The 21,479-nt window shown below is 41.1% G+C and carries 22 protein-coding genes and 1 pseudogene; 11 read left to right on the top strand and 12 right to left on the bottom strand.

Features of this window, described 5'->3' with window-relative positions; genetic code table 11:
• Together L0B70_RS01020 and L0B70_RS01015 are read right to left on the bottom strand one after the other, a co-directional pair.
• Window positions 1–1,155, bottom strand: coding sequence for a DUF4349 domain-containing protein (locus L0B70_RS01020; RefSeq protein WP_235142471.1), 1,155 nt, complete (start codon window positions 1,153–1,155; stop codon window positions 1–3).
• A 242-nt stretch (window positions 1,156–1,397) separates the two neighbouring features.
• Entirely contained in the window at window positions 1,398–2,993 is a 1,596-nt protein-coding gene (locus tag L0B70_RS01015) for a peptide chain release factor 3 (protein WP_235142470.1), read from the bottom strand.
• A 108-nt stretch (window positions 2,994–3,101) separates the two neighbouring features.
• Here L0B70_RS01015 and L0B70_RS01010 point away from each other — a divergent pair, with 108 nt between their 5' ends.
• The 3 genes from L0B70_RS01010 to pheS all read left to right on the top strand — a co-directional run bounded on the left by L0B70_RS01010 (window position 3,102) and on the right by pheS (window position 5,856).
• Entirely contained in the window at window positions 3,102–3,938 is an 837-nt protein-coding gene (locus L0B70_RS01010) for a CPBP family intramembrane glutamic endopeptidase (protein WP_235142469.1), read from the top strand.
• A gap of 41 nt (window positions 3,939–3,979) precedes the next feature.
• Window positions 3,980–4,555 carry an RdgB/HAM1 family non-canonical purine NTP pyrophosphatase gene (gene rdgB / locus L0B70_RS01005; protein WP_235142468.1) on the top strand — a complete coding sequence of 192 codons (576 nt, stop codon included), beginning with the start codon at window positions 3,980–3,982 and terminating at the stop codon, window positions 4,553–4,555.
• Between the two features lie 290 nt (window positions 4,556–4,845).
• Window positions 4,846–5,856, top strand: a complete 1,011-nt coding sequence (pheS, locus tag L0B70_RS01000; RefSeq protein ID WP_235142467.1) for a phenylalanine--tRNA ligase subunit alpha — start codon at window positions 4,846–4,848, stop codon at window positions 5,854–5,856.
• Window positions 5,857–5,915: 59 nt separating this feature from the next.
• On the opposite strand, the gene L0B70_RS00995 is transcribed toward pheS, so the two are convergent.
• The 3 genes from L0B70_RS00995 to L0B70_RS00985 all read right to left on the bottom strand — a co-directional run bounded on the left by L0B70_RS00995 (window position 5,916) and on the right by L0B70_RS00985 (window position 9,197).
• Window positions 5,916–7,826, bottom strand: a complete 1,911-nt coding sequence (locus L0B70_RS00995; protein WP_235142466.1) for a DUF5916 domain-containing protein — start codon at window positions 7,824–7,826, stop codon at window positions 5,916–5,918.
• Window positions 7,736–8,335: a carbohydrate binding family 9 domain-containing protein gene (locus L0B70_RS00990; RefSeq protein WP_235142465.1), complete on the bottom strand. Its 600-nt coding sequence runs from the start codon at window positions 8,333–8,335 to the stop codon at window positions 7,736–7,738. Before L0B70_RS00990 ends, L0B70_RS00995 begins: the two co-directional genes overlap by 91 nt.
• Before the next feature lie 97 nt (window positions 8,336–8,432).
• Window positions 8,433–9,197 carry a DUF3108 domain-containing protein gene (locus L0B70_RS00985; RefSeq protein ID WP_235142464.1) on the bottom strand — a complete coding sequence of 255 codons (765 nt, stop codon included), beginning with the start codon at window positions 9,195–9,197 and terminating at the stop codon, window positions 8,433–8,435.
• Between the two features lie 142 nt (window positions 9,198–9,339).
• Between L0B70_RS00985 and L0B70_RS00980 the strand changes: the two genes are divergently transcribed.
• Together L0B70_RS00980 and L0B70_RS00975 are read left to right on the top strand one after the other, a co-directional pair.
• Entirely contained in the window at window positions 9,340–10,392 is a 1,053-nt protein-coding gene (locus tag L0B70_RS00980) for an NAD(P)/FAD-dependent oxidoreductase (RefSeq protein ID WP_235142463.1), read from the top strand.
• A 19-nt stretch (window positions 10,393–10,411) separates the two neighbouring features.
• Window positions 10,412–10,744: a 2Fe-2S iron-sulfur cluster-binding protein gene (locus L0B70_RS00975; RefSeq protein ID WP_235142462.1), complete on the top strand. Its 333-nt coding sequence runs from the start codon at window positions 10,412–10,414 to the stop codon at window positions 10,742–10,744.
• 102 nt (window positions 10,745–10,846) lie between these two features.
• Here L0B70_RS00975 and L0B70_RS00970 read toward each other — a convergent pair.
• Window positions 10,847–11,393, bottom strand: a pseudogene (locus tag L0B70_RS00970) (DUF4256 domain-containing protein).
• Between the two features lie 150 nt (window positions 11,394–11,543).
• Here L0B70_RS00970 and L0B70_RS00965 point away from each other — a divergent pair.
• Entirely contained in the window at window positions 11,544–12,572 is a 1,029-nt protein-coding gene (locus L0B70_RS00965; protein ID WP_235142461.1) for an SDR family NAD(P)-dependent oxidoreductase, read from the top strand.
• Window positions 12,573–12,587: 15 nt separating this feature from the next.
• Here the strand turns inward: L0B70_RS00965 and L0B70_RS00960 are convergent, their stop codons facing one another.
• From L0B70_RS00960 to L0B70_RS00945, 4 genes are all read right to left on the bottom strand, one after another.
• On the bottom strand, window positions 12,588–13,148 hold the full coding sequence (locus L0B70_RS00960) for an alpha/beta hydrolase (protein ID WP_235142460.1): 561 nt from the start codon (window positions 13,146–13,148) through the stop codon (window positions 12,588–12,590).
• Window positions 13,149–13,222: 74 nt separating this feature from the next.
• Window positions 13,223–14,665 (bottom strand): aminoacyl-histidine dipeptidase, encoded by a 1,443-nt coding sequence (locus L0B70_RS00955; RefSeq protein ID WP_235142459.1) that lies wholly within the window; start codon window positions 14,663–14,665, stop codon window positions 13,223–13,225.
• An 85-nt stretch (window positions 14,666–14,750) separates the two neighbouring features.
• Complete coding sequence (locus L0B70_RS00950) at window positions 14,751–15,236, bottom strand: hypothetical protein (RefSeq protein WP_235142458.1); 486 nt, start codon at window positions 15,234–15,236, stop codon at window positions 14,751–14,753.
• Window positions 15,237–15,251: 15 nt separating this feature from the next.
• Window positions 15,252–15,857 carry a hypothetical protein gene (locus tag L0B70_RS00945; protein ID WP_235142457.1) on the bottom strand — a complete coding sequence of 202 codons (606 nt, stop codon included), beginning with the start codon at window positions 15,855–15,857 and terminating at the stop codon, window positions 15,252–15,254.
• A gap of 185 nt (window positions 15,858–16,042) precedes the next feature.
• On the opposite strand from L0B70_RS00945, the gene recR reads away from it, so the two are divergent.
• Genes recR through L0B70_RS00930 form a run of 3 tightly spaced genes read left to right on the top strand, consistent with a single transcriptional unit; the run spans window position 16,043 to window position 18,356 of the window.
• The gene (recR, locus tag L0B70_RS00940; protein WP_235142456.1) at window positions 16,043–16,654 is read left to right on the top strand and encodes a recombination mediator RecR; all 612 of its coding nucleotides are present in this window, start codon (window positions 16,043–16,045) and stop codon (window positions 16,652–16,654) included.
• A 53-nt stretch (window positions 16,655–16,707) separates the two neighbouring features.
• Entirely contained in the window at window positions 16,708–17,514 is an 807-nt protein-coding gene (locus L0B70_RS00935) for a glycosyltransferase family A protein (protein ID WP_235142455.1), read from the top strand.
• Window positions 17,511–18,356 (top strand): glycosyltransferase family 2 protein, encoded by an 846-nt coding sequence (locus L0B70_RS00930; RefSeq protein WP_235142454.1) that lies wholly within the window; start codon window positions 17,511–17,513, stop codon window positions 18,354–18,356. The genes L0B70_RS00935 and L0B70_RS00930 overlap by 4 nt, the downstream gene beginning before the upstream one ends.
• Window positions 18,357–18,398: 42 nt before the next feature.
• Here the strand turns inward: L0B70_RS00930 and secG are convergent, their stop codons facing one another.
• Window positions 18,399–18,746 carry a preprotein translocase subunit SecG gene (gene secG / locus L0B70_RS00925; protein ID WP_235142453.1) on the bottom strand — a complete coding sequence of 116 codons (348 nt, stop codon included), beginning with the start codon at window positions 18,744–18,746 and terminating at the stop codon, window positions 18,399–18,401.
• A gap of 198 nt (window positions 18,747–18,944) precedes the next feature.
• On the opposite strand from secG, the gene L0B70_RS00920 reads away from it, so the two are divergent.
• Entirely contained in the window at window positions 18,945–20,792 is a 1,848-nt protein-coding gene (locus L0B70_RS00920) for an ATP-binding protein (RefSeq protein ID WP_235142452.1), read from the top strand.
• Between the two features lie 9 nt (window positions 20,793–20,801).
• Window positions 20,802–21,167, top strand: a complete 366-nt coding sequence (locus tag L0B70_RS00915; RefSeq protein ID WP_235142451.1) for a PleD family two-component system response regulator — start codon at window positions 20,802–20,804, stop codon at window positions 21,165–21,167.
• A 39-nt stretch (window positions 21,168–21,206) separates the two neighbouring features.
• Here L0B70_RS00915 and L0B70_RS00910 read toward each other — a convergent pair whose 3' ends face one another.
• Window positions 21,207–21,467: a hypothetical protein gene (locus L0B70_RS00910; protein ID WP_235142450.1), complete on the bottom strand. Its 261-nt coding sequence runs from the start codon at window positions 21,465–21,467 to the stop codon at window positions 21,207–21,209.
• Window positions 21,468–21,479: the final 12 nt, after the last annotated feature.

Below are 21,479 nucleotides of genomic sequence, written 5' to 3'. Positions count from 1 at the left end.
TTATTTCTTTGGCAAATATTTGGAATAATCGGTAGGATGGGTTTTTTCTGTCGCTGGCTCGTCGACGATTTCCGCATCCGTAATTTCATTTTCCGTAATTTTTTCAGCAGAAACAGGTTCCTGATTTTCACGTTTAAACTTTTCCTTATTGCGTTTGTTTTTCCGCACGAAATACCAGATGAACGCCGCAATCAAAAGGACGGGCCAAAAGGGTAGAACGGCAAGCATGATGCTTTCCAGAACTTTAAAACCCGACATAAAAGCATTGGAGGATTTCGACCCGAAAGAATCCGCATTTTTGTCGGAATCGTTCTGTGCTAAAGGATTTGAGGCGAGATCTTCGTTTTGCACAAGCGTAACTTCAACATCGCACATTTGTCCCGAAATATAATCGATGCCTTCCGATTCGGTGCTTTTCATTTTTAAATTTCCCAACTCCGTAGAAAGATTGCGCACCAATCCGTCGAAATTCTGGAGCGGAACTTTCACGGTAACGTACTCGCGGTGGACACCTTCCGTCTGGCTGTAACTTTCCCTTACCAAATCTGCATTATTTTCACGGATTTTCTGCTTTAAAAGTGCTTTCGCCGCGGTGAGATCTTCCACTTTGATTTCCATTTTCGCCGTTTTTACCACCGGATATTTCTCCCTGAGTGGCGGAACAATAACCGTATTATTTTGGTTCGGCGTTGGCGAAGCGGAATGATCCGGCGAAGACCTTCCCGGTAAGGTTTGCCGCTTTGTTTGATTTAAAATTTTATCCGCCGTCCTCGTTAAAACTTTAAAAGCACTTTCACCCTTATTCAAAGCATCGTTCGCGGAATCCAGTGTTTTCACGACTTCTGTGCCCACGACCACATGCTTCGTAATTTTCTCGATCTCCTTGTTGATGGAATCGATGCGGAAACCGCCACTTTTTATGGTGCTGTCGATGGCTTTTTTTTGTTTTTGAATTTCGGGCAGGATCACTTTTTTCGCAATGCCATCCGAATCGTTAATTGTTTTCGAAAGCGAATCCAGAGTTTTTAAACCTTCGTCAGCTCTTGTAAAAAGGCTGTCAGCATGTTTTATGGAATCTGTGGTTTGCTGAAATGTGTTTTTATCGCAGGAAATTAATGCGAGTGAAAGAAAAAGGCCGGTTATAATTTTTTTCATTGTTGTTTTAAAAGGGTACCATCACGTAGAATCAAATAGCATTCCTTTAAAAACGAAAAAGGACACTTAAATTAATTAAGTGTCTCTAAATGTGTGTTTTGCAAATCAGTTTACAACGACTTTACAATATTATTACTGATTCGACTTTCATCATCTTGAAACCATTAAGCCTGACGAAGGAATTAAAGCCGTTAAAACCAGCGAAATCAATTTCACGACCTTCTCGAAGTATAATTTAGAAACTAATCCTTCTTAAATTCACTGATGAAATGCAGTTTCACATTCGGAAATTTTTCCTGTGTCATGTGAATGGTAAAGGACGAGTCCGCGAGAAACACGGGTTGACCATATTTGTCTTTTGCCATAAAACGCTGTTTTAATCGGGCAAATTCTTTAAATTCTTCCGATTTTTCATCGGCTTCAATCCAGCACGCTTTATGAATGGAAAGCGGTTCATACGTACATTTTGCGCCGTACTCGTGCTCCAAACGGTACTGAATAACTTCATACTGCAGCGCACCAACCGTTCCAATAATTTTACGGTTGTTCATATCGAGCGTAAACAATTGCGCCACGCCTTCGTCCATAAGCTGGTCGATGCCTTTTGCGAGCTGTTTTGCTTTCAGCGGATCTTCGTTATTAATATAGCGGAAATGCTCCGGAGAAAAACTTGGTACCCCTTTGAAGGAAATTTTTTCGCCGCCCGTCAACGTATCGCCAATTCGGAAGTTTCCCGTGTCGTGAAGTCCCACAATGTCGCCGGGAAAACTTTCGTCCACAACTTCTTTTTTGTCTGCAAAGAAAGCATTTGGCGAAGAAAATTTCATTTTTTTATTTTCTCTTACCAACAGGTAATTTTCGTTTCTTTTAAATGTTCCGGACACGATCTTCACGAAAGCCAGGCGGTCGCGGTGTTTCGGATCCATATTGGCGTGAATTTTAAAAATAAATCCGGTGAAATCTTTTTCTTCGGGCTTTACAACCCGGGTTTCGCTTTCTTTTGGTTGCGGTTTTGGCGCGATCTCGATAAACGCATCCAGCAATTCGCGAACACCGAAATTATTTAAGGCCGAACCGAAGAAAACCGGCTGCAGATCGCCATTCAGATAATCTTCGCGGCTGAAAGGCGGATAAACCGACTGCACCAGTTCGAGCTCTTCACGCAAATTAGCGGCGGCTTTCGCGCCGATGATCTCATCGATTTTCGGATCGTTGATGTCATCAAATTTAATGGCTTCGCCAACCCTTTGTTTTTTCTCTTCCAAAAAGAGCTGAATATTATTTTCCCAGATGTTATAAATTCCCTGAAAATCCGCGCCCATACCAATTGGCAACGACAGAGGCACGACGGTTAAACCTAATTTCTGTTCCACTTCATCCAGCAGATCAAAAGCATCTTTTCCTTCGCGGTCTAATTTATTGATGAAAACCAGCATCGGAATATTACGCATCCGGCAGACTTTCACGAGTTTTTCCGTTTGTTCCTCCACGCCTTTTGCAACGTCGATAACCACGATCACAGAATCAACGGCGGTTAAAGTTCGGTACGTATCTTCCGCAAAATCTTTGTGTCCCGGCGTATCGAGGATGTTGATTTTGTGATTTTTATATTCGAAAGCCAACACCGATGTCGCCACAGAAATCCCTCTCTGCCGTTCGATTTCCATGAAATCGGACGTAGCACCTTTCTTAATTTTGTTCGATTTTACCGCTCCGGCTTCCTGAATGGCGCCACCAAAAAGAAGCAGCTTTTCCGTAAGCGTGGTTTTTCCGGCATCGGGGTGAGAGATAATTCCGAAGGTTTTTCGTCTTTCTATTTCTTTGAGGAGTTCTGACATAATAAATTTTGAGACTGCAAAAATCGTGTTTTTTTATGAGACATGAAAATGCGGAGCGCAACCGATTGTCTTTGCATTTTAATTTATCTTTGCGGAAACTAAATTTGAATGGACGGAAAATCGCTCAACAAAAATTATATTTTCAACTGGAAAGGCGCGCTCGCTTTAGTGGGTGGAATGCTCGTCGGGAGTTCGATTGTCGCCATGATTAACGTTTTTTCCATGTTCGTTTTGAAGGAAAATCTTCAGTACAAAGATTTTTATCTGCTCATCGCGAACGCCGCCGGATTTTTGGGAGCGATCTTCGCTTTCGATTATTTTATCGTGCGGCCACAAACGGGCAGAAAACTCAATTTCAATTTTTCGCCAACCAATTTCGCAACCTATCTTTTAATCTTTCCAATGATGCTCGGAATGATGTTTGTCGCGGACTTCATCACGGCACAAATTCCCATCAAAGGGCCGTTTTTCGGGAGGTTTTACGACTATTTTTCGCGGCTTATGGAGCAGATGACGAATGACAAAGGCACATTGATTCTGCTTGCCGTCGTTATGGCACCCATTTTTGAAGAAATAGTTTTCCGGGGAATTATTCAGAAAGGTTTGATCAACAAAGGCACAAAACCCTGGAAAGCCATCGCAATTTCGGCGCTTGTTTTTGGACTGGTTCACGGAAATCCGTGGCAGTTTGTAGGCGCAGTTTTGCTGGGCGGCGTTTTGGGCCTGGTTTACTACAAAACCAAATCTTTGCTTTTATCGATATTGCTGCACGCTTTCAATAATTTAGTTTCCTCGATTCTTATTTTTTACGGACATACCGAAAGTTTTTCAGAATCATTTAAGGTCTCGGAATGGCTTATTCTGGGCGTTGGAATCGTTCTTCTAAGCGTGTTCTATTACCTGTTTATGAAAAAATACCGCGTTCATTACTCAGACCATCTATAATTATTCATCAACCAACAATTACCAGCTCTTAACCATCAATTATGAAAAAGGAAATCCTCATTGCCACGCACAATCAGCATAAAAAAGAAGAAATTCAGCAAATTCTTGGTGACCGTTTTAAAGTCACTTCATTAACAGATTACGATCTGCACGAAGAAATTGTGGAAGACGGGTCGACGTTTCATGAAAATGCTTTGATCAAAGCCAAATACTGTTTTGAGAAAACCGGAAAACCAAGTCTGGGCGACGATTCCGGCCTGGTGGTCGATGCTTTGGACGGAAGACCCGGAATTTATTCTGCACGGTATGCCGGCAACCACGACTTTGCGAAAAATATGGCGAAGGTTTTGGAGGAATTAGAAGGTGAAGAAAACCGGAAAGCCTACTTCGTGACCGTGATGTGTTTGGTCGACGACTCTGGCGTGAACTACTTTGAAGGCAGAGTTTACGGAAATTTAACGCGGGAAATTCTCGGGGAAAAAGGATTTGGTTACGACCCTGTTTTCATTCCGAATGATCACGATATTACGTTCGCGGAAATGGCGGCAGAAGAAAAAAACAAGATCAGCCACCGAAAACAGGCCATTGAAAAGTTTCTGGAATTCATGGAAAAGTAAGTCTGGGAATTAAACCTCAAAGCCACAAATATTTTGCATTTTACTGTTTAACCCTCGGCGATTTTACCGTTAAGTTCTATTTTAGGATTTTAGAATACCAAATTTTACCGCGGAAAATTGTCCTGCATTAACTGATGTTTTCTTTTCAAAAAAAAGAAAAATTATGTAACTCAAGTTCTGAAAGAATACAAGAAAGCTTTGTCACTTTTTTGGGTTAACAGAAATACTTCTTCTGCCGTAAAATTTTTTAGAGGAAAAACCGTATTTTTGCACCCTATTACAATTTAAAGATGTTAGAAAAGATAGAGGAATTATTGATTGAAGTTGGAAATTTCAGTACTACGAATAAAGATGAAATTGAACAGTTCCGCATTAAATTCAGTGGTAAAAAAGGTTTGATTAATGATATTCTGGCGCAGTTCAAAGAAGTTCCGAATGAGCAGAAAAAAGAATTCGGTCAGAAAATAAATTCATTGAAACAGGCTGTCGAAACAAAGCTGGAAGATCTAAAAGGCGCCACAACTTCAAAAATCATTCTGGAAAAAGAAGATTTAACGCGCCCTGGATTTCCTTCTGAACTGGGCACGCGTCATCCGATTAATCTTGTCCGAAATAAGATTACGGAAATCTTCAAATCCATCGGTTTTGCCGTAGCAGACGGACCCGAAATTGAAGACGACTGGCATAATTTCACCGCTTTAAACTTACCGGAATATCATCCGGCGCGGGATATGCAGGATACTTTTTTTCTGGAAACCGATCCTGATATTTTACTCCGAACCCATACGTCCTCAGTTCAAATCCGTTACATGGAAGAAAATGAACCGCCGATTAGGATTTTATCGCCCGGCCGCGTTTTCCGAAACGAAGCCATTTCTTCGCGCTCGCACTGTATTTTTCATCAGATCGAAGGTTTGTACATCGACGAGAACGTTAGCTTTGCAGATTTAAAACAGACCATACAGTTTTTCACAACCGAACTTTTTGGGAAATCAAAAATCAGGTTGCGACCTTCTTACTTTCCTTTCACCGAACCGTCTGCGGAAGTCGATGTTTACTGGGGTTTAAACTCGGAAACCGATTACCGGATTACAAAAGGAACCGGCTGGCTGGAGATCATGGGTTGCGGAATGGTGGATCCCGCCGTTTTAAAAAATGTAAACATTGATCCCGATAAATACTCCGGTTACGCCTTTGGAATGGGCATCGAAAGAATTGTAATGTTGCTTTATCAGATGAGCGACATTAGAATGTTTTTCGAAAACGATAAAAGGATGTTGGAGCAGTTTAAAACGCTTTAAAATTTAAATAAAATAAAAAGACCGTTTCAAAATAAATTGAAACGGTCTTTTTTTTTAACCTAACCTTTTTTTCTGAACCATGATTTCGCCTCGTTATAATCGATGTAATACGTCAGTTTTAAAGAGATATTATTTACCATCGGTTCTTTAAACAGCTGGCTGAAATTGTCTTTTAAATTCATACGCGAAATGCCAAGATAATCCTGCACAGCGTTGCGATAGAGGATTGTAAGTTGGCTTCCGGGCGCAAACCACCAAGAATAGCGCAGATCGACGTTCCAGGAATTATAACTTCCGTTCAGGTTTTCACTAAATTTTGACGTGTCGTTTAAGCTTCCATCCTGATTTAAGGTGTAAAAACCTTTATAAGTCACATCCGAAAAATAATGACGGAAGGCGAGCGAGAAAGCCATTTTGGAGTTGAAAGTATATTGCGACGTGATGCTGTTTTCGTACGTATTTCGCTGTCTCCGGCCGATAAAAATATCTTCGGCATCTTTTCCGGCGTAGCCCGTTTCGTTGTTGCTGAAGGTAGAATTGAATTTCCAGATGGCTTTAAATTTATCGGAAAAACGGTATCTTAAGTAAAATGACGGGACGACGAGGTTTCTGCCTTTCTCATTATAGGCGTAATAATCGATGCTCAAATTATACTGAAACTTTTTTCGGCTGTCGCTTTCCGTCCAGAGCCAGCTGTCGAAATAGCCCGGAATTTTCAAATAGCGCCCGTCTACACGCGGTTCGTAAATGTCATTTTCTCCAATGGGCGTAAATTCAATACCGCCACCATAATTGCGGAAATTTCTCGTCGTGAACTGGTTATTATGATTGAAAACCAGTTTGCTGTACAAATAGGACTGGAGCCTTTGCACATAATCGACGTTAAAATTTAAATAAATATTGTTGAATTTTTTCGTGGGTTCTAAAGTCCGGTATCCATAATAAGCGTGATAATTCCCGTAGTTGGTGCTTGTGGAAAAGCCGAGATCGTTGATGTCCCAGTTTCTGGTGGCAATAACACCGTTTACATCGAACTGATTTTTCCCAGAATTTTTTGCAAAACCTACCTGCGCCTTCGTGCCGAATTTGGTTCCGTTGTCCATCACCCAACTTCCTTTCGCGCTTCCGTAATAATTGAAAATATTTTTTTTATCGTTGATGTCCCACAACAAAGCGGTAGAATTCGCGTCGCGAAAATTACCTGCGCGCACCACATTCGTATTCACGAAGGAAACAGAAGAGTTTTTATGAAACCTCTGGTCCAAAACCAAAACATTATAGTTCGCCCAGGGTTCTACCACTTCCGTTCTTACTTCACCCGTATTCTCATTCAGAATCCGGGCGTCCATTTTTTCTGTAATTCCGTTGAAAAAACCGATGCCGAGACCTTTGTTCGTTCTGCCGGAGATTTTGAAAGCATTGAATAATTTCACTTTGTCCGGATATTCGGTAACGGTTTCGTCGGGCGAAGTTTCAGGATATCTCGACGGGCTGCCGCCGATCCTGCGCGAATAAAAAAGATTTCCTTTATTGAAAAGTTCGGTTCCTTCCGTAAAAAAGGAACGCTGTTCGTCAAACTGCTGCTCGAAAGGCGATAAATTCAGCACCGATTCATCAAAGGAAGTCTGTCCGAAATCCGGGATTAACGTCAAATCCAAGGTAAACGCGTCGTTGATGCCGTATTTTAAATCCATTCCGCCGTTGAAACTTGCAGTTGTTTTGCCGTCGTAATTGTTCAAATAAGTTGAGATATACGGTAGAAAAGATAATCTCGTGGGCGGATTGATGTTTTCAATTCCATTTAAAACCCCATCGTAAAGCATGTAGGAATTTTTCTTATTGTCCACAAAATTCCAGTCGTACATTGTGTTTGTTCGCTTCACGAGACGCAGAAAATTGATGCCCCATTCCTGAACATTTTTTTTGGAAAGCGCAGTTCCGAGTACGGAATTTTCATTTCGACCACCCAACCCATATCCGTTATTTTCGTCGCCGAATACCACACGGCATTCCAGGAGTCATCTTCATTTTCCGTGATTTTTGCATCGACCTGAACTCCGGTTGGGAGAACGAGAAACTCTAGACTTTGTTGGTGATCATTGTAGCCATTTATTGTTACCCCGAATATATCATCGTTATCAATGTTGTCTCTTTCGGTAAGTTCGTGCGCGATTTTTTCCGGGTGAAGATCATAAAGCATCGCCCCAAAATAAACGCCCGTATCGTCATACAAAACCTTTACTTCCGAACGTAAGGAATCCGGCGAGGGTGCGCCGTTGTTGGGTCTTCTCTCGATAAAATTTGTCGCGATAGGTGCACTTTGCCAAACATCTTCATCTAAAATCCCGTCGATTTTTGGGGGGTTAGTTATTTTCGTCGCAACAATTTTTTTCCGGATAATCGGATCCACTTCGGTTTTCTGAGCGGGAAAGATCTGGCTCACAGCAATGAGCAAAAGGCCTAAAAGAGGAGATTTCATGGGGTTTTTGTTTTCTTCCTAATAAGACAACGCTCCTGCATATTTTGTTACATTCAACCAAAAAAAAACCGGCTGAAGCCGGTTTGATATTTAAATTTTACTTGATGTTTAAGGGATATTTAACATTTTTGTAGGAGTCCAGACTCGCTTTTAAGGAACCGACCGCAAGTTCCGCTTTAATGGAGACGGGAACGAAATTCCGGTCGTTGCTTACATAAAGCGTAACACCTTCTTTGTCTTTGAAAACGCGTCCGCTGATGACCTGGGGAATAATCTTCAAACAGTTAATGGTGCCAAACTTGGTTTTAACGTCTTCGGTTCCTGCGACTTTCAGCTGGAAGGGGAAAAGTTCGTCATCGATCCAGACGTTCAGTTTTTTTACGGTCCCCACTTTCAGTTCGCCGGGATCCAAACTTCTGAGATAATAAAAAGCAGAAAGCATGTCCTGAACGCCTTTCACGGATTTTAAGACTTCTGACGTGCCCTTTTTTTTATTCGTTAAAATTAAGGTTTGATTGGTGTGGTTAAAAACGGTTTGCAAATGCTGCGTGTAACCGCCTTCCTGCACATTTCTGACATAATAACTCGGTAAGCCGGTCTTGTAATTGATAAAACTTTCGTAATTGTCTTCAACTTTAAAAAAGGCACGAACCGCGCCCGTTGTCCGACCATAGCCTTTAACATAGAAATGGGGTTGCCCCATATAGTTGGTTTTTAGCGTGGTTAGTGTGGCGGTACCGGCATTTAGAATTCCGTAATGAATTCGGTAGTTTAAAACTTCGCCGGACTGTATGTTATCGAGCTTTTGAGCCTGGCCCAAAGTAAAAAATAAAATTATAAACAGGCTGAATATCTTTTTCATGGCTTTGCTTTTGCAAAAAATTTGCCACAAAGATAATACAATGGTTTTGCAGGGTTTTTAAATGATATTTGTCACTCTTATGCAATCCGCCGTTCTTTTATTTTTCTTAAATTTGTGCAACTAATTTTATAAAAAATCATTAATGATTACTACCGATATATTGATCATAGGAGCGGGACCAACTGGCCTTTTTGCCGTTTTCGAAGCAGGTTTACTGAAGATGAAATGCCATTTAATCGATGCGCTCCCACAGCAGGGCGGTCAGCTCACCGAACTTTACCCAAAGAAACCTATTTTCGATATTCCGGGATTTCCCGCCATCAACGCGGGCGAACTGGTTAGTAATCTAATGGATCAGATCAAGCAGTTTCAGCCCGGTTTTACGTTAGGCGAAACGGCGAAGACCTTAACCAAGCTCGACGATGGCACGTTCGAAGTTATTACGAACAAAGGAACTGTTCATCGCGCAAAAGCCGTAGCCATTGCAGGTGGATTGGGAACTTTCGAGCCGCGCAAACCTACGATAGAAAACATCGCCGATTACGAAGAAAAAGGTGTTGAATATTTCATTAAAGAACCCGAACATTTTAGAAACAAAAAAGTGGTGATCGCGGGCGGTGGCGACTCTGCTTTGGACTGGAGTATTTTCCTGTCCGACATCGCAAGCGAAGTCACTTTAATTCACCGCCGAAACGAATTCCGCGGCGCCCTGGATTCTGTGGACAAAGTGCAGGAATTAAAAGATCTCGGAAAAATAACCATGATGACACCGGCAGAAGTTACCGGATTGAAAGGCGAGGGCAAACTGTCTGCGATCACCGTAGAAAAAGAAGGCCAAACCTTCGATCTGGAAACCGATTATTTTATTCCGCTGTTTGGTTTAACGCCAAAATTAGGCGATCTTGGCAACTGGGGCCTCGAAATCGAAAAAAATGCCATCGTTGTGAACAATGCCTTGGATTACCAAACGAATATTCCCGGCGTCTATGCCATTGGTGACATCAATACATATCCGGGGAAACTGAAATTGATTTTATGTGGTTTCCACGAAGCAACTTTAATGTGCCAAAGCGTGTATAACATGCTGAATCCCGGCAAAAAGTATGTCTTGAAATACACGACCGTAAGTGGAATTGACGGTTTCGACGGGACGCGAAAAGAGGCCGAGAAAGCCGTAGTCAAAAAAATCGATTAGGGATAACGAAAAGCGAGCAATGCAGGATATTAATTTAAAAATAACGGACCGAAACGGCGATACGCACGAGGTGGTTGCGCCAACCGATATGTCGATGAATTTAATGGAAGTCATTCGTTCCTACGAACTGGCAGACGAAGGAACAATCGGCGTTTGCGGTGGTATGGCGATGTGCGCGTCCTGTCAAGTTTACGTAGTTGACGGGGCCGAAAAGTTGCAGGAAATGGGCGATGAGGAAGAGGCTATGCTTTCCGAAGCTTTTTATGTGCAGGATGATTCGCGTTTAGGTTGTCAAATTCACATTACGCCGGAAATCGATGGTTTGGAAGTAGCAATCGCGCCGTATCCATAAAATCCACGCTCAGATAAAATTCGAAAAAACCGAGTAAGAAGCTCAAATTCAATCATAATAAAATTCTGAAATTTTTCAGGATTTTTTTTTGCCGGAATAAAATTAAACCCGTAAGACGCCCCGAAATCCTCGAGAGGCATAATAAGATTCGGCGCCATTGTGATAGATAAAAACCGTATCATACCGAAAATCGCCAAAAATAGAACCGCCAAGTTTCCGAATGTTTTCCGGCGTTTTTAGCCAGCTCGAAGTTTTAATATCAAAATTTCCCACCGTTTGCAAAAAACGATATTCTTCTTCATTCAGGATTTCTATTCCCATCGTTTTCGCAGCCTCCTCCGCACTATTTTTAGGTTTGTTTTCTTTTCGTTTATCCAAGGCAGCTTTGTCGTAACAAAAGCTGCGACGCCCTTTCGGACTTTCGACGGAACAATCATAAAAAAAATTCGCCTGAGGCTTTTGTAAAAGCAACCACATCCGGTTCGCCACCGCTCTCTTCCATTTGAAGCAGCGATTCGAGTTTTGCAGGATTTTTCTCTAATTTACTTTGAATTTCTGACCACTGTAAACCTTTGTGCCGTTTCATGTTGGCCTCGAATCTGGTCTGAAGAAGCGACAGAAGGTCATCGTAATTATTTTTTGCACCCATTTTACAACTTATTAATTATTAAAATTACCACATTTTCTTCGAATCTATCGAAAAAGTGATCGTCGATCCATGAAAGATTGGTAAAGAGATATAATTAAAAGTGAATTGCATAATAATTGCTAGCCTTTAAAACGAACCAAATAAAAAGATATGAAAACCAGTAATAAACAGGAAGAAAATTATAGAACCCTTGCCGGAAAAACAGTCGTTATCACCGGCGGAACAAGTGGAGTAGGCCGCGCTGCGGCGGAAGCTTTTGCTTTGGAAGGCTGCAATGTCGTGGTTGCCGCCCGCGGACAAAAAGGTCTGGACGAAACCGTCGCACTTTGTCACGATTTGGGAGTGGTTTCGTTAGGCGTACCAACCGACGTTTCCGTCGCGGAAGAAGTTGAAAATCTTGCACAGAAAGCTTTGCAGTTCAACGGAAGAATTGATTTCTGGGTGAATAATGCGGGCGTTATGGCAAGCGGAAAATTCGAAGAAATTCCGCTGGAAAGTATCGATCAGGTCGTAAAAACAAACCTTCTGGGCTACATACACGGCGCTTATGCTGCAATTCCCATTTTTAAACGTCAGAAAGAAGGCGTTTTAATTAACAACGTTTCCATTGGTGGCTGGATGCCAGCGCCCTATTCAACGGCGTATTCCAGTACAAAATTCGGTATCAGGGGAATGGTGGAAGGCCTGCAGGGCGAACTTTCCGATGAGCCAAATATTCATGTCGTGGGACTTTATCCCGGAATTCAGCGCTCCACCGGTAACATGCATTCTGCGAAATATTCCGGCCTCGATTTTAAAATTCCACCTTTTTCCACAGATCCGCGCAAGCTGGCTGCCCAAATGGTTGAAGCGGCAAAAAATCCGAAAAAGAGCATTATTACCGATGGTTATGCCGCCGTTATGAAAGTTTTGTATGGTCTGTTTCCAAGAGCCATTATCAACACCGCGTCCGCTGCAATGAGACTCACCATGAAACCAGATGCAGAAACAAACACCGACGGAAACGTAAGATATCCTTCGGAAAGTCCCATGCGAATTTATGGCGAAATGGCCCTTCCCGTGCCCTCCAAAAAAACGCAAACTGTTTTGATGATGGGATTGGGTTTGGGACTGGGATTTTTACTCACGGCTTCAAAAAAGAAAGGTAAAAAATCAAAGAAAAAATTAAATATAAAATAAAAAGTTATACTGCAATTAAGGAAGTTGCCCTGTATTTTTAAAATGTTGGATTATTTTTTGAGAAATTAATTTTCCAACATTTTCCTTTTGATAGAAGTCGTGATCTTCCTCTGCAAATATTTCTCTTTCTAAATTGAGCGTTAAAAACCAGCGGTCCGTCGGTCGATAGCTATCGTTTTCTGCGTAATAAAGTTGAATAAATCCACGGGGTTTTTGAATTTCCTGTCTAAGCCTTGTCGAAGAAACCGCAAACAAATTCTCTGCCGGAAAACCTTCTACCATGGCTTTCCATGCAATAAATCCGCCCATACTAAAGGCTAAAACAGAATTTTTTTCATCCTCTTTTATTTTTAAATTTTTAACCGCCTTGTCGATCCCGCCATTGATAAATTGTTGGTGTAATGACTCCTTATGATAATGTAAAATGTCAATTTCTGCCAGCTCGCAGGAGTCATAATATTGAATTTCGAAATAATTTTCTAAGTGTTTGGTGTAATATTTTACCCAACCTGATCTTTCTTTTCCCCAGAGATCAGAGAGGATAATTAATCGTGGCCGAAATTTCCCGGTAGTCATTTTTTATAATTTAAAAGAATAAAAAAAGCAAAATACAGATTTGCATTTTGCTTTAATAAAGGTTTGAATTGCTTTTATTTTGCCGGAATATCCGCTAAAATCTCTTTCAAAAATCCCCAGAATTTTTTCACCGAAGTAATATTGGCTTTTTCGTCGGGCGAATGTGCGCCGCGAATCGTGGGACCGAAGCTCACCATTTCCATTTCCGGGTAATTGGCGCCGATGATGCCACATTCCAAACCTGCATGACAGGCAACGACCAGAGGTTTTTCGCCGAAGTCTTTTTCGTAAATTTTCTCCATGAGTTTCACGATCTCCGAGCCGGGTTTTGGCTTCCAGCCGGGATAAGATCCGCCGAATTCCACTTTCATGCCCGCGAGGGCGAAAACAGATTTTAACTGGTCCGCCACCGCATGTTTGGAGGACTCTACGGAAGAACGCGACAGGTTTAAAATCCTTAACGCGCCGTCTTTCAGTTCCACCCGTGCAATATTGTTCGACGTTTCTACGAGATCTGCAACATCGGGCGACATTCTGTAAACGCCGTTATGCGCACCTTTTAAAGCCAAAATGATCTTTTTTGAATCCTCTTCGGAAACGGCTTTTTCTTCTGTAGAATAATTTTCAATGTTAATCTGCAAATCTTTTTCGATTGCTGCAAATTCTTCCAGGATAGAGGCTTTTAATTCTTCTGCATTTTCGATGAATTCAGTCGCATTTCGAACGGAAAACACCGCGTTTCCTTCGCGCGGAATCGCATTGCGCAAACTGCCGCTGTCGATAGAAATTAACTGAATATTTTCTTTTTCGAGGCCGCTGTATAAAAATCTGCCCAGAATGACGTTTGAATTCCCGAAACCTTTATGAATATCCATGCCCGAATGTCCGCCCTGCAAACCTTTAACGGTAATTTTTACAATCTGGCCAGTGGATTTTGCAACGGGATAAGTTTGGGACGCCGTTACGTCGACGCCGCCTGCGCAACCGATATCGATTTCGTCATCTTCTTCTGTATCTAAATTCAATAAAATTTTTCCCTTTAATTGTCCGGGTTTCAGGCCAATTGCACCCGTCATGCCGGTTTCTTCATCGATGGTGAAAAGGGCTTCCAGATCCGGATGTGCAAGGTCGGTGCTTTCCAAAACACTCATAATCGCCGCAACACCCAGGCCGTTGTCTGCTCCTAAAGTTGTTCCTTTTGCTTTTACCCAGTCGCCGTCGACTTCCATCTGAATTCCCTGCGTTTCGAAATCGAAATTAACATCATTATTTTTTTGGCAAACCATATCGAGGTGGGATTGCAGCACGATGGCTTTTCGGTCTTCCATTCCTTTTGTTGCAGGCTTTTTGATGATTACGTTTCCAACTTCATCAACCGTTGTCGGCAATCCCAGATTTTCGCCAAAACTTTTGATGAAGGCAATTACCTTTTCTTCTTTTTTTGAAGGTCTTGGTACCGAATTCAGTGCGGCGAAATTTTTCCAGATTACTTGAGGTTCTAATTGAGATAATTCCATTATTTTGATTTATTGATCTCAAATTTACAAATAAAAAAACGCTCCCGAAAAGTTCGAAAGCGCAAATCCTTAATTTTAATAGTATTTAACAGCCGCACTCGCCATAAATTGGAGTCGTTATTTTTTCGCCAGTTTTATATGTAACCGTCATATTTCCTTCAAACATCATCACTTCTTCCATGTCTTTTATTTTTATTCCGTCGATCTCTACAGAAATTTCTTTATTTTGAATTTTTCTTGTGAATTTGTCGCCCTCGAAATCTTCTTTTTTTAACGGAATTTTGATTATTTTTCCCTCGGATTTTAGAAAAGCATTTTTGCCGAATTCATCCACATAAACATATCTTTCCTGCTCAAAATCCTGTCTGTCTTTTGCGAAATAACAGGAGCAACCTTCAACTTCAGCGGGAAAAGCAAAGGTTTCCAGCTTCGCATTGTTCGGAAGCACTTTTTCTTTAGCGTCAAAAACAGCGGCTTTTTCGACAGTTCGCGATTCATTTACTCCTGCTTTTTGATCTGGAGTACAGGAGAAATTCGTCATAAAAACGACCAGCGAAACTAAATTTTTCATGAAATATTTTATTTTTTATCCTCGAGATCTTTCCAAAAGTACCATCATCAGAAAACTTAAAACAACCAAAGATTCGTCTTCATCAGCAATGTCGATCAAGCGGTCGAGTTGGAATCGCCGCCCAATTAAAGACGGCATTTTCTTGAGTCGGAAATATTCCTTGCCGGCATTATCTTTCACCGTATAAGACGGGTTGAGGAAATATCCCGTGAACATCCCCACGATTGGAATTTCACCTACGAAACCGTCCAGAACTTTTACCCAGCCGTTATCTTCGTTAATCTGGTATTTTGACCCGTCGTTTTCATCGAAAATATCATATTGGGATTTCCAGAGGGATTGCATGCCGCGTCTTGCGAGACGTCCGAATTTTTTACCACTCGCGACTTCCGTCATCGAATAAGAGGCGTTAAAATCAATCCATTGGTTGGCTTTAATCTGAAAGAGTTCCTGAGATTTGCTTTCGTCACTGAAAACAATGACATCTTCTTTCAGTTTGAACATTTTCTGGCGCACGTACGCGACGTAATTGCCATCCCGGTCTGTTATATTGAAATCGCTGGAAAGCGTTGTAATTTTAAATTTAAAATCCAGAGGATAATTGAGGTTTTTCAGCACCATTTTTTACTTTTTCCAAAGATATTATTTTTTAGGTCAATTGCCGCGGCAATCACGTCGATTGAATTTTTTCTTTATAAATTTTATCTAAAACTTTCTTATCCATCATCCATCGTCCCTCATTCACCTTAACTCAATCTCAACCTATTTAATTTTGAATATTACGGCTCGAATTCTATCTTTGCTCAATGGATTATCCGAGTAGAGTTTTAGCAAAAGCGGTAGAGGAAATTTCGGGACTTCCGGGCATCGGACGGAAATCGGCCTTGCGGCTTGCGCTGCATTTGTTGAAACAGCCCGAAAGTCAGGCGCTGGCTTTGGGCGAATCTTTAAAAAAACTTGTTACCGACATCAAATACTGTAAAGATTGCCATAATTTCTCCGATTCGGAGATTTGCGAAATCTGTGCGAATCCGAAGCGCAATGAAGAGATTTTGTGTGTTGTAGAAGATGTTCGCGATGTGATGGCCATTGAAAATACGGGGAAATTCCGTGGAAAATATCTCGTTTTAGGCGGAAAAATTTCTCCTATGGAAGGTATCGGTCCAAATCAGCTCAATATTTCATCCATCGAGCGAAAACTCGAAAACAAGGAGATCAAAGAACTTATTTTTGCACTCAGCGCAACGATGGAAGGCGATACAACGTCTTACTACATCTACCGAAAATTCAAAAATTTCGACGTTAATTTTTCTACGATTGCGCGCGGCATTTCGGTGGGTGACGAACTGGAATATGCGGATGAGATTTCTCTCGGACGTTCCATTCAGAAACGATTGCCTTACAACGAAAAGGATTAGTCTTTAAAGATATTTTCTTATTTTAGCCTTAAATTATTTAAAGATTAAAACGCGTGATCTCTGTAATTATCCCAGTTTACAATGCCGAAAAGAGCATCGAAAAATCTTTAAAATCCATTAAAAATCAAACCTGGAAAGGTGGATTTGAAATCATCATCATCAACGACGGTTCCACAGATGGAAGCAAAAGCATCATCGAAAATTATCACCTGCAGAATCCGCATCAGAATATTGTTCTTATCAATCAGGAAAATGGCGGCGTCTCGAACGCACGGAATGCCGGCCTAAAGCGTGCAAAAGGAGAGTTTATCGCTTTGCTGGATTCGGATGACGAATGGTTGCCGGAAAAAACAGCGCGGCAAATGCATATTTTGGAAAATGCAGATTTTAACGTTAATTTTCTCGCCACCAAGCGGGTAGGACAGCAACTTCTTTATCCTTATAGGGTTAACGCTGAAAATTTAGCGGAGATAACCTTTAGAAAGTTAATGTTCCGCAATGAAGCACAACCCTCAACCGTTATATTCAGGAGAGAAATCCTGGAGAACACTGGTCTGTTCGACAGCGCACAAAAATATGGTGAGGACCTAAATTACTGGTTACGGATATCCTTTAGAAATTCGATGTACATTTTGAATGAAGAACTGCTTCTGGCAGATTCGGGGAAAAGGTCTTTCGGCGTCTCGGGCTTATCGGCCAATTTAAAAGAGATGGAAAAGGGTTTCCAGAAAAATCTCAGAGAAATGTACGGCCTCAAAAAAATTGGTCTTTCGGAATATATTCTTTATTTTGTTTTTTATAAATTAAAATATGCCGTAAGAAGGGGGCGCAACACATATTTAAAATCGCAGGGGAAATGAAGCTGTCCATTATTATTGTCAATTATAACGTTACCGATCTCTTAAGAAACTGCCTTGCATCCATTCAAAAATTTGTACAGAATGTGGCTTATGAAGTAGTTGTGATCGACAATAACTCGCCGGATTCTTCCTGGAAAAGATTAAAAACCGAATTCCCGGAATTTAAATTTATCGGTGCGACCAAAAACGAAGGTTTCGCCGTGGCGAACAATAAAGCCGTTCGGGAAGCACGCGGAGAATACATTCTTCTTTTAAATCCGGATACGGAACTGGAAGATTCGGAAATGTTTAAAATCATTGGTTTTGCAGACCGCCAACCGAACTTCGGATGTTTGGGAGTGCGTATGCATGACGCGGAGGGTCATTTTTTGCCCGAAAGTAAACGCTCCGTGCCGGATATGTTTAATTCTTTTGAAAAACTCTTCACCAACATTCGGAAAAACACATCGAAATCCTATTACCGCAATGATATCGAAGAGGACGCCATCGCGGAAGTCGACGTTATTACGGGCGCCTTTCTCCTTATGAAAAAAGACCTTTACCTAAAGATCGGCGGTTTAGACGAGAAATATTTCATGTACGGCGAAGACATTGATCTCTGCTTTACGCTTTTGCAAAAAAATTATAAGAACTGGTATTACGGTAAGTCTTCAATCCTGCATCACAAAGGCGAAAGCACGGTGAAGGATTTAAAATATCTTAATCGTTTTTACGGCGCTATGCAGATCTTTGTGGATAAATATTATAAAACGCAGAAGCCGCTTCAACACCTATTTCTTTCTGCCGGTTTAAAATTGCGACACGCCATCGAGCAAAACAAAATAAAAAGACATTCAAATTAATGAATGTCTTTTTTCTTTTTATGATGAGTAAATTTTTGCTTCTTAATTTCCTGCAGGTGTCTGTACGGGAAGTGTAGCGGGATTGTTCGTACCCGGAGCAGTCTGCGGTGCCGGAGCTTCTGTTCGTGCAGGTGCCTTTTGCATACTTACGGACGGTTTTGCCGTTAAAATTACACTTAGTAAAATAAGTACTACAATAATTGCTCCCAGACCCCAGGTTGCTTTTTCCATAAAATCATTGGTTCGCTGTACACCAAACTGCGCCGCCGATGTTCCGCCGAAAGTTCCGGAAAGACCGCCACCTTTCGGATTTTGCGCCATAACGATGATGATCAGTAAGATGCTTGCAATCATGATAAGGATCATGAAGAGTGTAAATATTGTAGTCATTTTTATTGATGAGTTTTCGAAGTGCAAATATAACCATTAATTTTAAATATTGACAAGAAAAGTAGGACTCATCATATAAAAATCATATCATCTTACCATACTATTAAGCATCATGCATGCACAATTCCAAACCTAAGACCTATTTTAAAACTTCAAAAAGACAGATTATTAATTAACATTATTTAATTAAATTCGCTTATGGAAAAATTTCTGAATAATCCCATCGCCGTGGAGTCTTTAACCTCACTTTTCAGTCAGGCACCGGTGGGTCTAGCGATTTTGATGGGCAAAGATCTGGTGATTGAAAATGCCAATAAGCAGGTCCTGAATTTTTGGCAGCGCGGACCCGAAATCATTGGACTTCCTATTCTGGAAGCGCTTCCAGAGATTGCCACTCAAGGTTTTCCGGCCATTTTAAACGGAGTTTTAGAAACGGGAATTATTTACAAGGGATCGAAAGTAAAGGCTTTATTGGAGCAGGACGGAAAGTTGGAAGCCCATTATTTCGATTTTATATATGCGCCGGTTTATAAGTTGAATCAAATTATTGGTGTTTCCATTGTTGCCACGGAAGTTACAGATCAGGTACTGAACGAAAAAAAGCTACGGGACAGCGAACTTCGTTTTAAGGAGTTGATGGAAATCTCAGATTATTCTACCGCCATTTACAAAGGCGAAGATTTGACCATTGAGTTTGCAAATGACCAAATGCTTAAATCCTGGGGAAAGTCTAAAGAAGTAATCGGTTTAACGCTCGAAAAAGCGCTGCCGGAGCTGAAAGGTCAACCTTTTATTCAAATCCTTAAAAATATTTACAAAACCGGCAGTCCCTACCTGGCAAAAGAAGATAAAGTTAATTTGATTGTCGACGGCAAACTTCAGACTTACTATTTTAATTTTTCTTACAGGCCGATCCGCGACGCAAACGGTGATATTTACGCCATCTTAAATGTGGCTGTAAATGTTACAGAATTGGTTATGGAACGGTTGAAAGAGGAGAAAAGTGTAAAAAAATACCGGGATCTTGCCGAGGCGATGCCCCAGATTGTTTGGACCACCGATGCTGAGGGGCACCTTATTTATTACAATGAAAACATGTTGAAATTCCTCAACATTCCCATGGAGGAGATGGCAACATTCGACTTTTCGAAGATCGTATATCCCGAAGATCTGCGGCATCTGCAAAAAATGTGGATTACCGCGGGTGAGGAAAAAAAGGTTTTTGAGTTAGAATGCAGATATCAGGACCAACAAACCAAGCAATATGTTTGGTTTTTAAACCGCGCAACTCCCGTGCTGGATGAGGATGGGGAACTTAACCACTGGATTGGGACCAGTACAAATATCAACGAATTCAAAATTTTGGCCGCACAAAAAGATACTTTTCTCGGAATTGCCAGCCATGAACTGAAAACGCCGCTAACTTCCCTCAAATTGTACGCCCAGGTTTTGGAACGGATGCTGCGGAAAACCGGTGACGAAAAAAATGCAGATTTTGCAAAAAAGATGGACATCCAGATTGTTAAACTCACCTCGCTGATTGGAGATCTTCTAGATGTTACCAAAATTAATTCGGGAAAAATTTATTTGAATGAAGAGCCTTTTGACTTTGAGAAATTGGTTTTGGAAACCGTGGAGGAGCAACAAATGTCCACCACTTTTGAAATCGAGCTTACCACCTCTCCGGTCGGTATGGTTTTTGCAGACAGGGATCGTGTTAGCCAGGTAATTACGAATTTCATTTCCAATGCTTTAAAGTATTCTCCCAACACCCAAAAAATCGTCGTTCGCTGTGAAAGCGTTTCAGAAGATATTCATTTTTCGGTACAGGATTTCGGAATCGGCTTGCCTGAAGACAAAAAAGATAAGGTATTTGAACAGTATTACCGCGTGAGTGGTGATGAACAGACAACTTTTCCGGGACTAGGCTTAGGTCTTTTTATTTCCGCGCAGATTATTGAGCGGTCAAAAGGCCAAATATGGGTTCACAGTACGTTCGGAAAAGGTTCAACTTTCTGTTTTTCTTTACCGAAATTTATACTGTAAAATAAAAAAATGATTTCCAAAAAAATAGCGATAATCGATGACGATGTTGCAATTCTTGATTCCCTGAGCACACTGCTCGATTTTGAAGGATTTGAGGTCAACACCTTCGAACGTGGCTCCGAGATCTTCAGCTACGTACAAAAATCAGACAAGCCTTGCCTCATTCTTTTAGATATGTGGCTTTCCGGCGAAGATGGAAGAGACATTTGCCGAAAATTAAAAACGCAAGATAGTACCAAGAATATTCCGGTTATTATGATGTCTGCTAGCCGCGGATTAGAGCATACCGCAATTCAGTCGGGTGCAGACGCCTTTATAGCAAAGCCTTTTGAAATCGACGAAGTGGTGCAAAAACTTAATCATCTTACCGCATAAATTATAACAAAATCCAAAATTTATTTTGTCTTTTATTGTTTAAAGACGATCTACCTTACAGTTAAACTGGTTCGAAAAATTCAGTTGAAAATTAGAATCCAGTCTGAATTTTAATTTTTTTGTAATTTCTGTGAGGTAACATAAACGGTCGAACGACTCGTTTTCGATCGCCTTTGAGATTTTCGAATCTTCATTAATTCTAATTCCACTTTCATCACATCGTAAAAAAGTCAGACCAAATTTGGAATGGAGATTTTCCAGAAATTTAAGATCTTCCAGCGAGAGTATATTTTCCGACATTGGTTATTGTTT

The organism is Kaistella sp. 97-N-M2 (genome assembly GCF_021513235.1).
Classification (GTDB): Bacteria; Bacteroidota; Bacteroidia; order Flavobacteriales; family Weeksellaceae; genus Kaistella.
Note: the sequence above shows the minus strand (reverse complement) of the source record. Positions and strands in the feature narration are given on the sequence as shown.

Coding starts and splice junctions, on each gene's coding strand:
- secG (WP_235142453.1), bottom strand. CDS start 18,746: ATGACTACAATATTTACACTCTTCATGATCCTTATCATGATTGCAAGC.
- L0B70_RS01010 (WP_235142469.1), top strand. CDS start 3,102: ATGGACGGAAAATCGCTCAACAAAAATTATATTTTCAACTGGAAAGGC.
- L0B70_RS00915 (WP_235142451.1), top strand. CDS start 20,802: ATGATTTCCAAAAAAATAGCGATAATCGATGACGATGTTGCAATTCTT.
- L0B70_RS00920 (WP_235142452.1), top strand. CDS start 18,945: ATGGAAAAATTTCTGAATAATCCCATCGCCGTGGAGTCTTTAACCTCA.
- L0B70_RS00955 (WP_235142459.1), bottom strand. CDS start 14,665: ATGGAATTATCTCAATTAGAACCTCAAGTAATCTGGAAAAATTTCGCC.
- L0B70_RS00965 (WP_235142461.1), top strand. CDS start 11,544: ATGAAAACCAGTAATAAACAGGAAGAAAATTATAGAACCCTTGCCGGA.
- L0B70_RS01020 (WP_235142471.1), bottom strand. CDS start 1,155: ATGAAAAAAATTATAACCGGCCTTTTTCTTTCACTCGCATTAATTTCC.
- L0B70_RS00985 (WP_235142464.1), bottom strand. CDS start 9,197: ATGAAAAAGATATTCAGCCTGTTTATAATTTTATTTTTTACTTTGGGC.
- L0B70_RS00910 (WP_235142450.1), bottom strand. CDS start 21,467: ATGTCGGAAAATATACTCTCGCTGGAAGATCTTAAATTTCTGGAAAAT.
- L0B70_RS00975 (WP_235142462.1), top strand. CDS start 10,412: ATGCAGGATATTAATTTAAAAATAACGGACCGAAACGGCGATACGCAC.
- recR (WP_235142456.1), top strand. CDS start 16,043: ATGGATTATCCGAGTAGAGTTTTAGCAAAAGCGGTAGAGGAAATTTCG.
- L0B70_RS00990 (WP_235142465.1), bottom strand. CDS start 8,335: ATGAAATCTCCTCTTTTAGGCCTTTTGCTCATTGCTGTGAGCCAGATC.
- L0B70_RS00930 (WP_235142454.1), top strand. CDS start 17,511: ATGAAGCTGTCCATTATTATTGTCAATTATAACGTTACCGATCTCTTA.
- L0B70_RS00945 (WP_235142457.1), bottom strand. CDS start 15,857: ATGGTGCTGAAAAACCTCAATTATCCTCTGGATTTTAAATTTAAAATT.
- pheS (WP_235142467.1), top strand. CDS start 4,846: ATGTTAGAAAAGATAGAGGAATTATTGATTGAAGTTGGAAATTTCAGT.
- rdgB (WP_235142468.1), top strand. CDS start 3,980: ATGAAAAAGGAAATCCTCATTGCCACGCACAATCAGCATAAAAAAGAA.
- L0B70_RS01015 (WP_235142470.1), bottom strand. CDS start 2,993: ATGTCAGAACTCCTCAAAGAAATAGAAAGACGAAAAACCTTCGGAATT.
- L0B70_RS00960 (WP_235142460.1), bottom strand. CDS start 13,148: ATGACTACCGGGAAATTTCGGCCACGATTAATTATCCTCTCTGATCTC.
- L0B70_RS00950 (WP_235142458.1), bottom strand. CDS start 15,236: ATGAAAAATTTAGTTTCGCTGGTCGTTTTTATGACGAATTTCTCCTGT.
- L0B70_RS00980 (WP_235142463.1), top strand. CDS start 9,340: ATGATTACTACCGATATATTGATCATAGGAGCGGGACCAACTGGCCTT.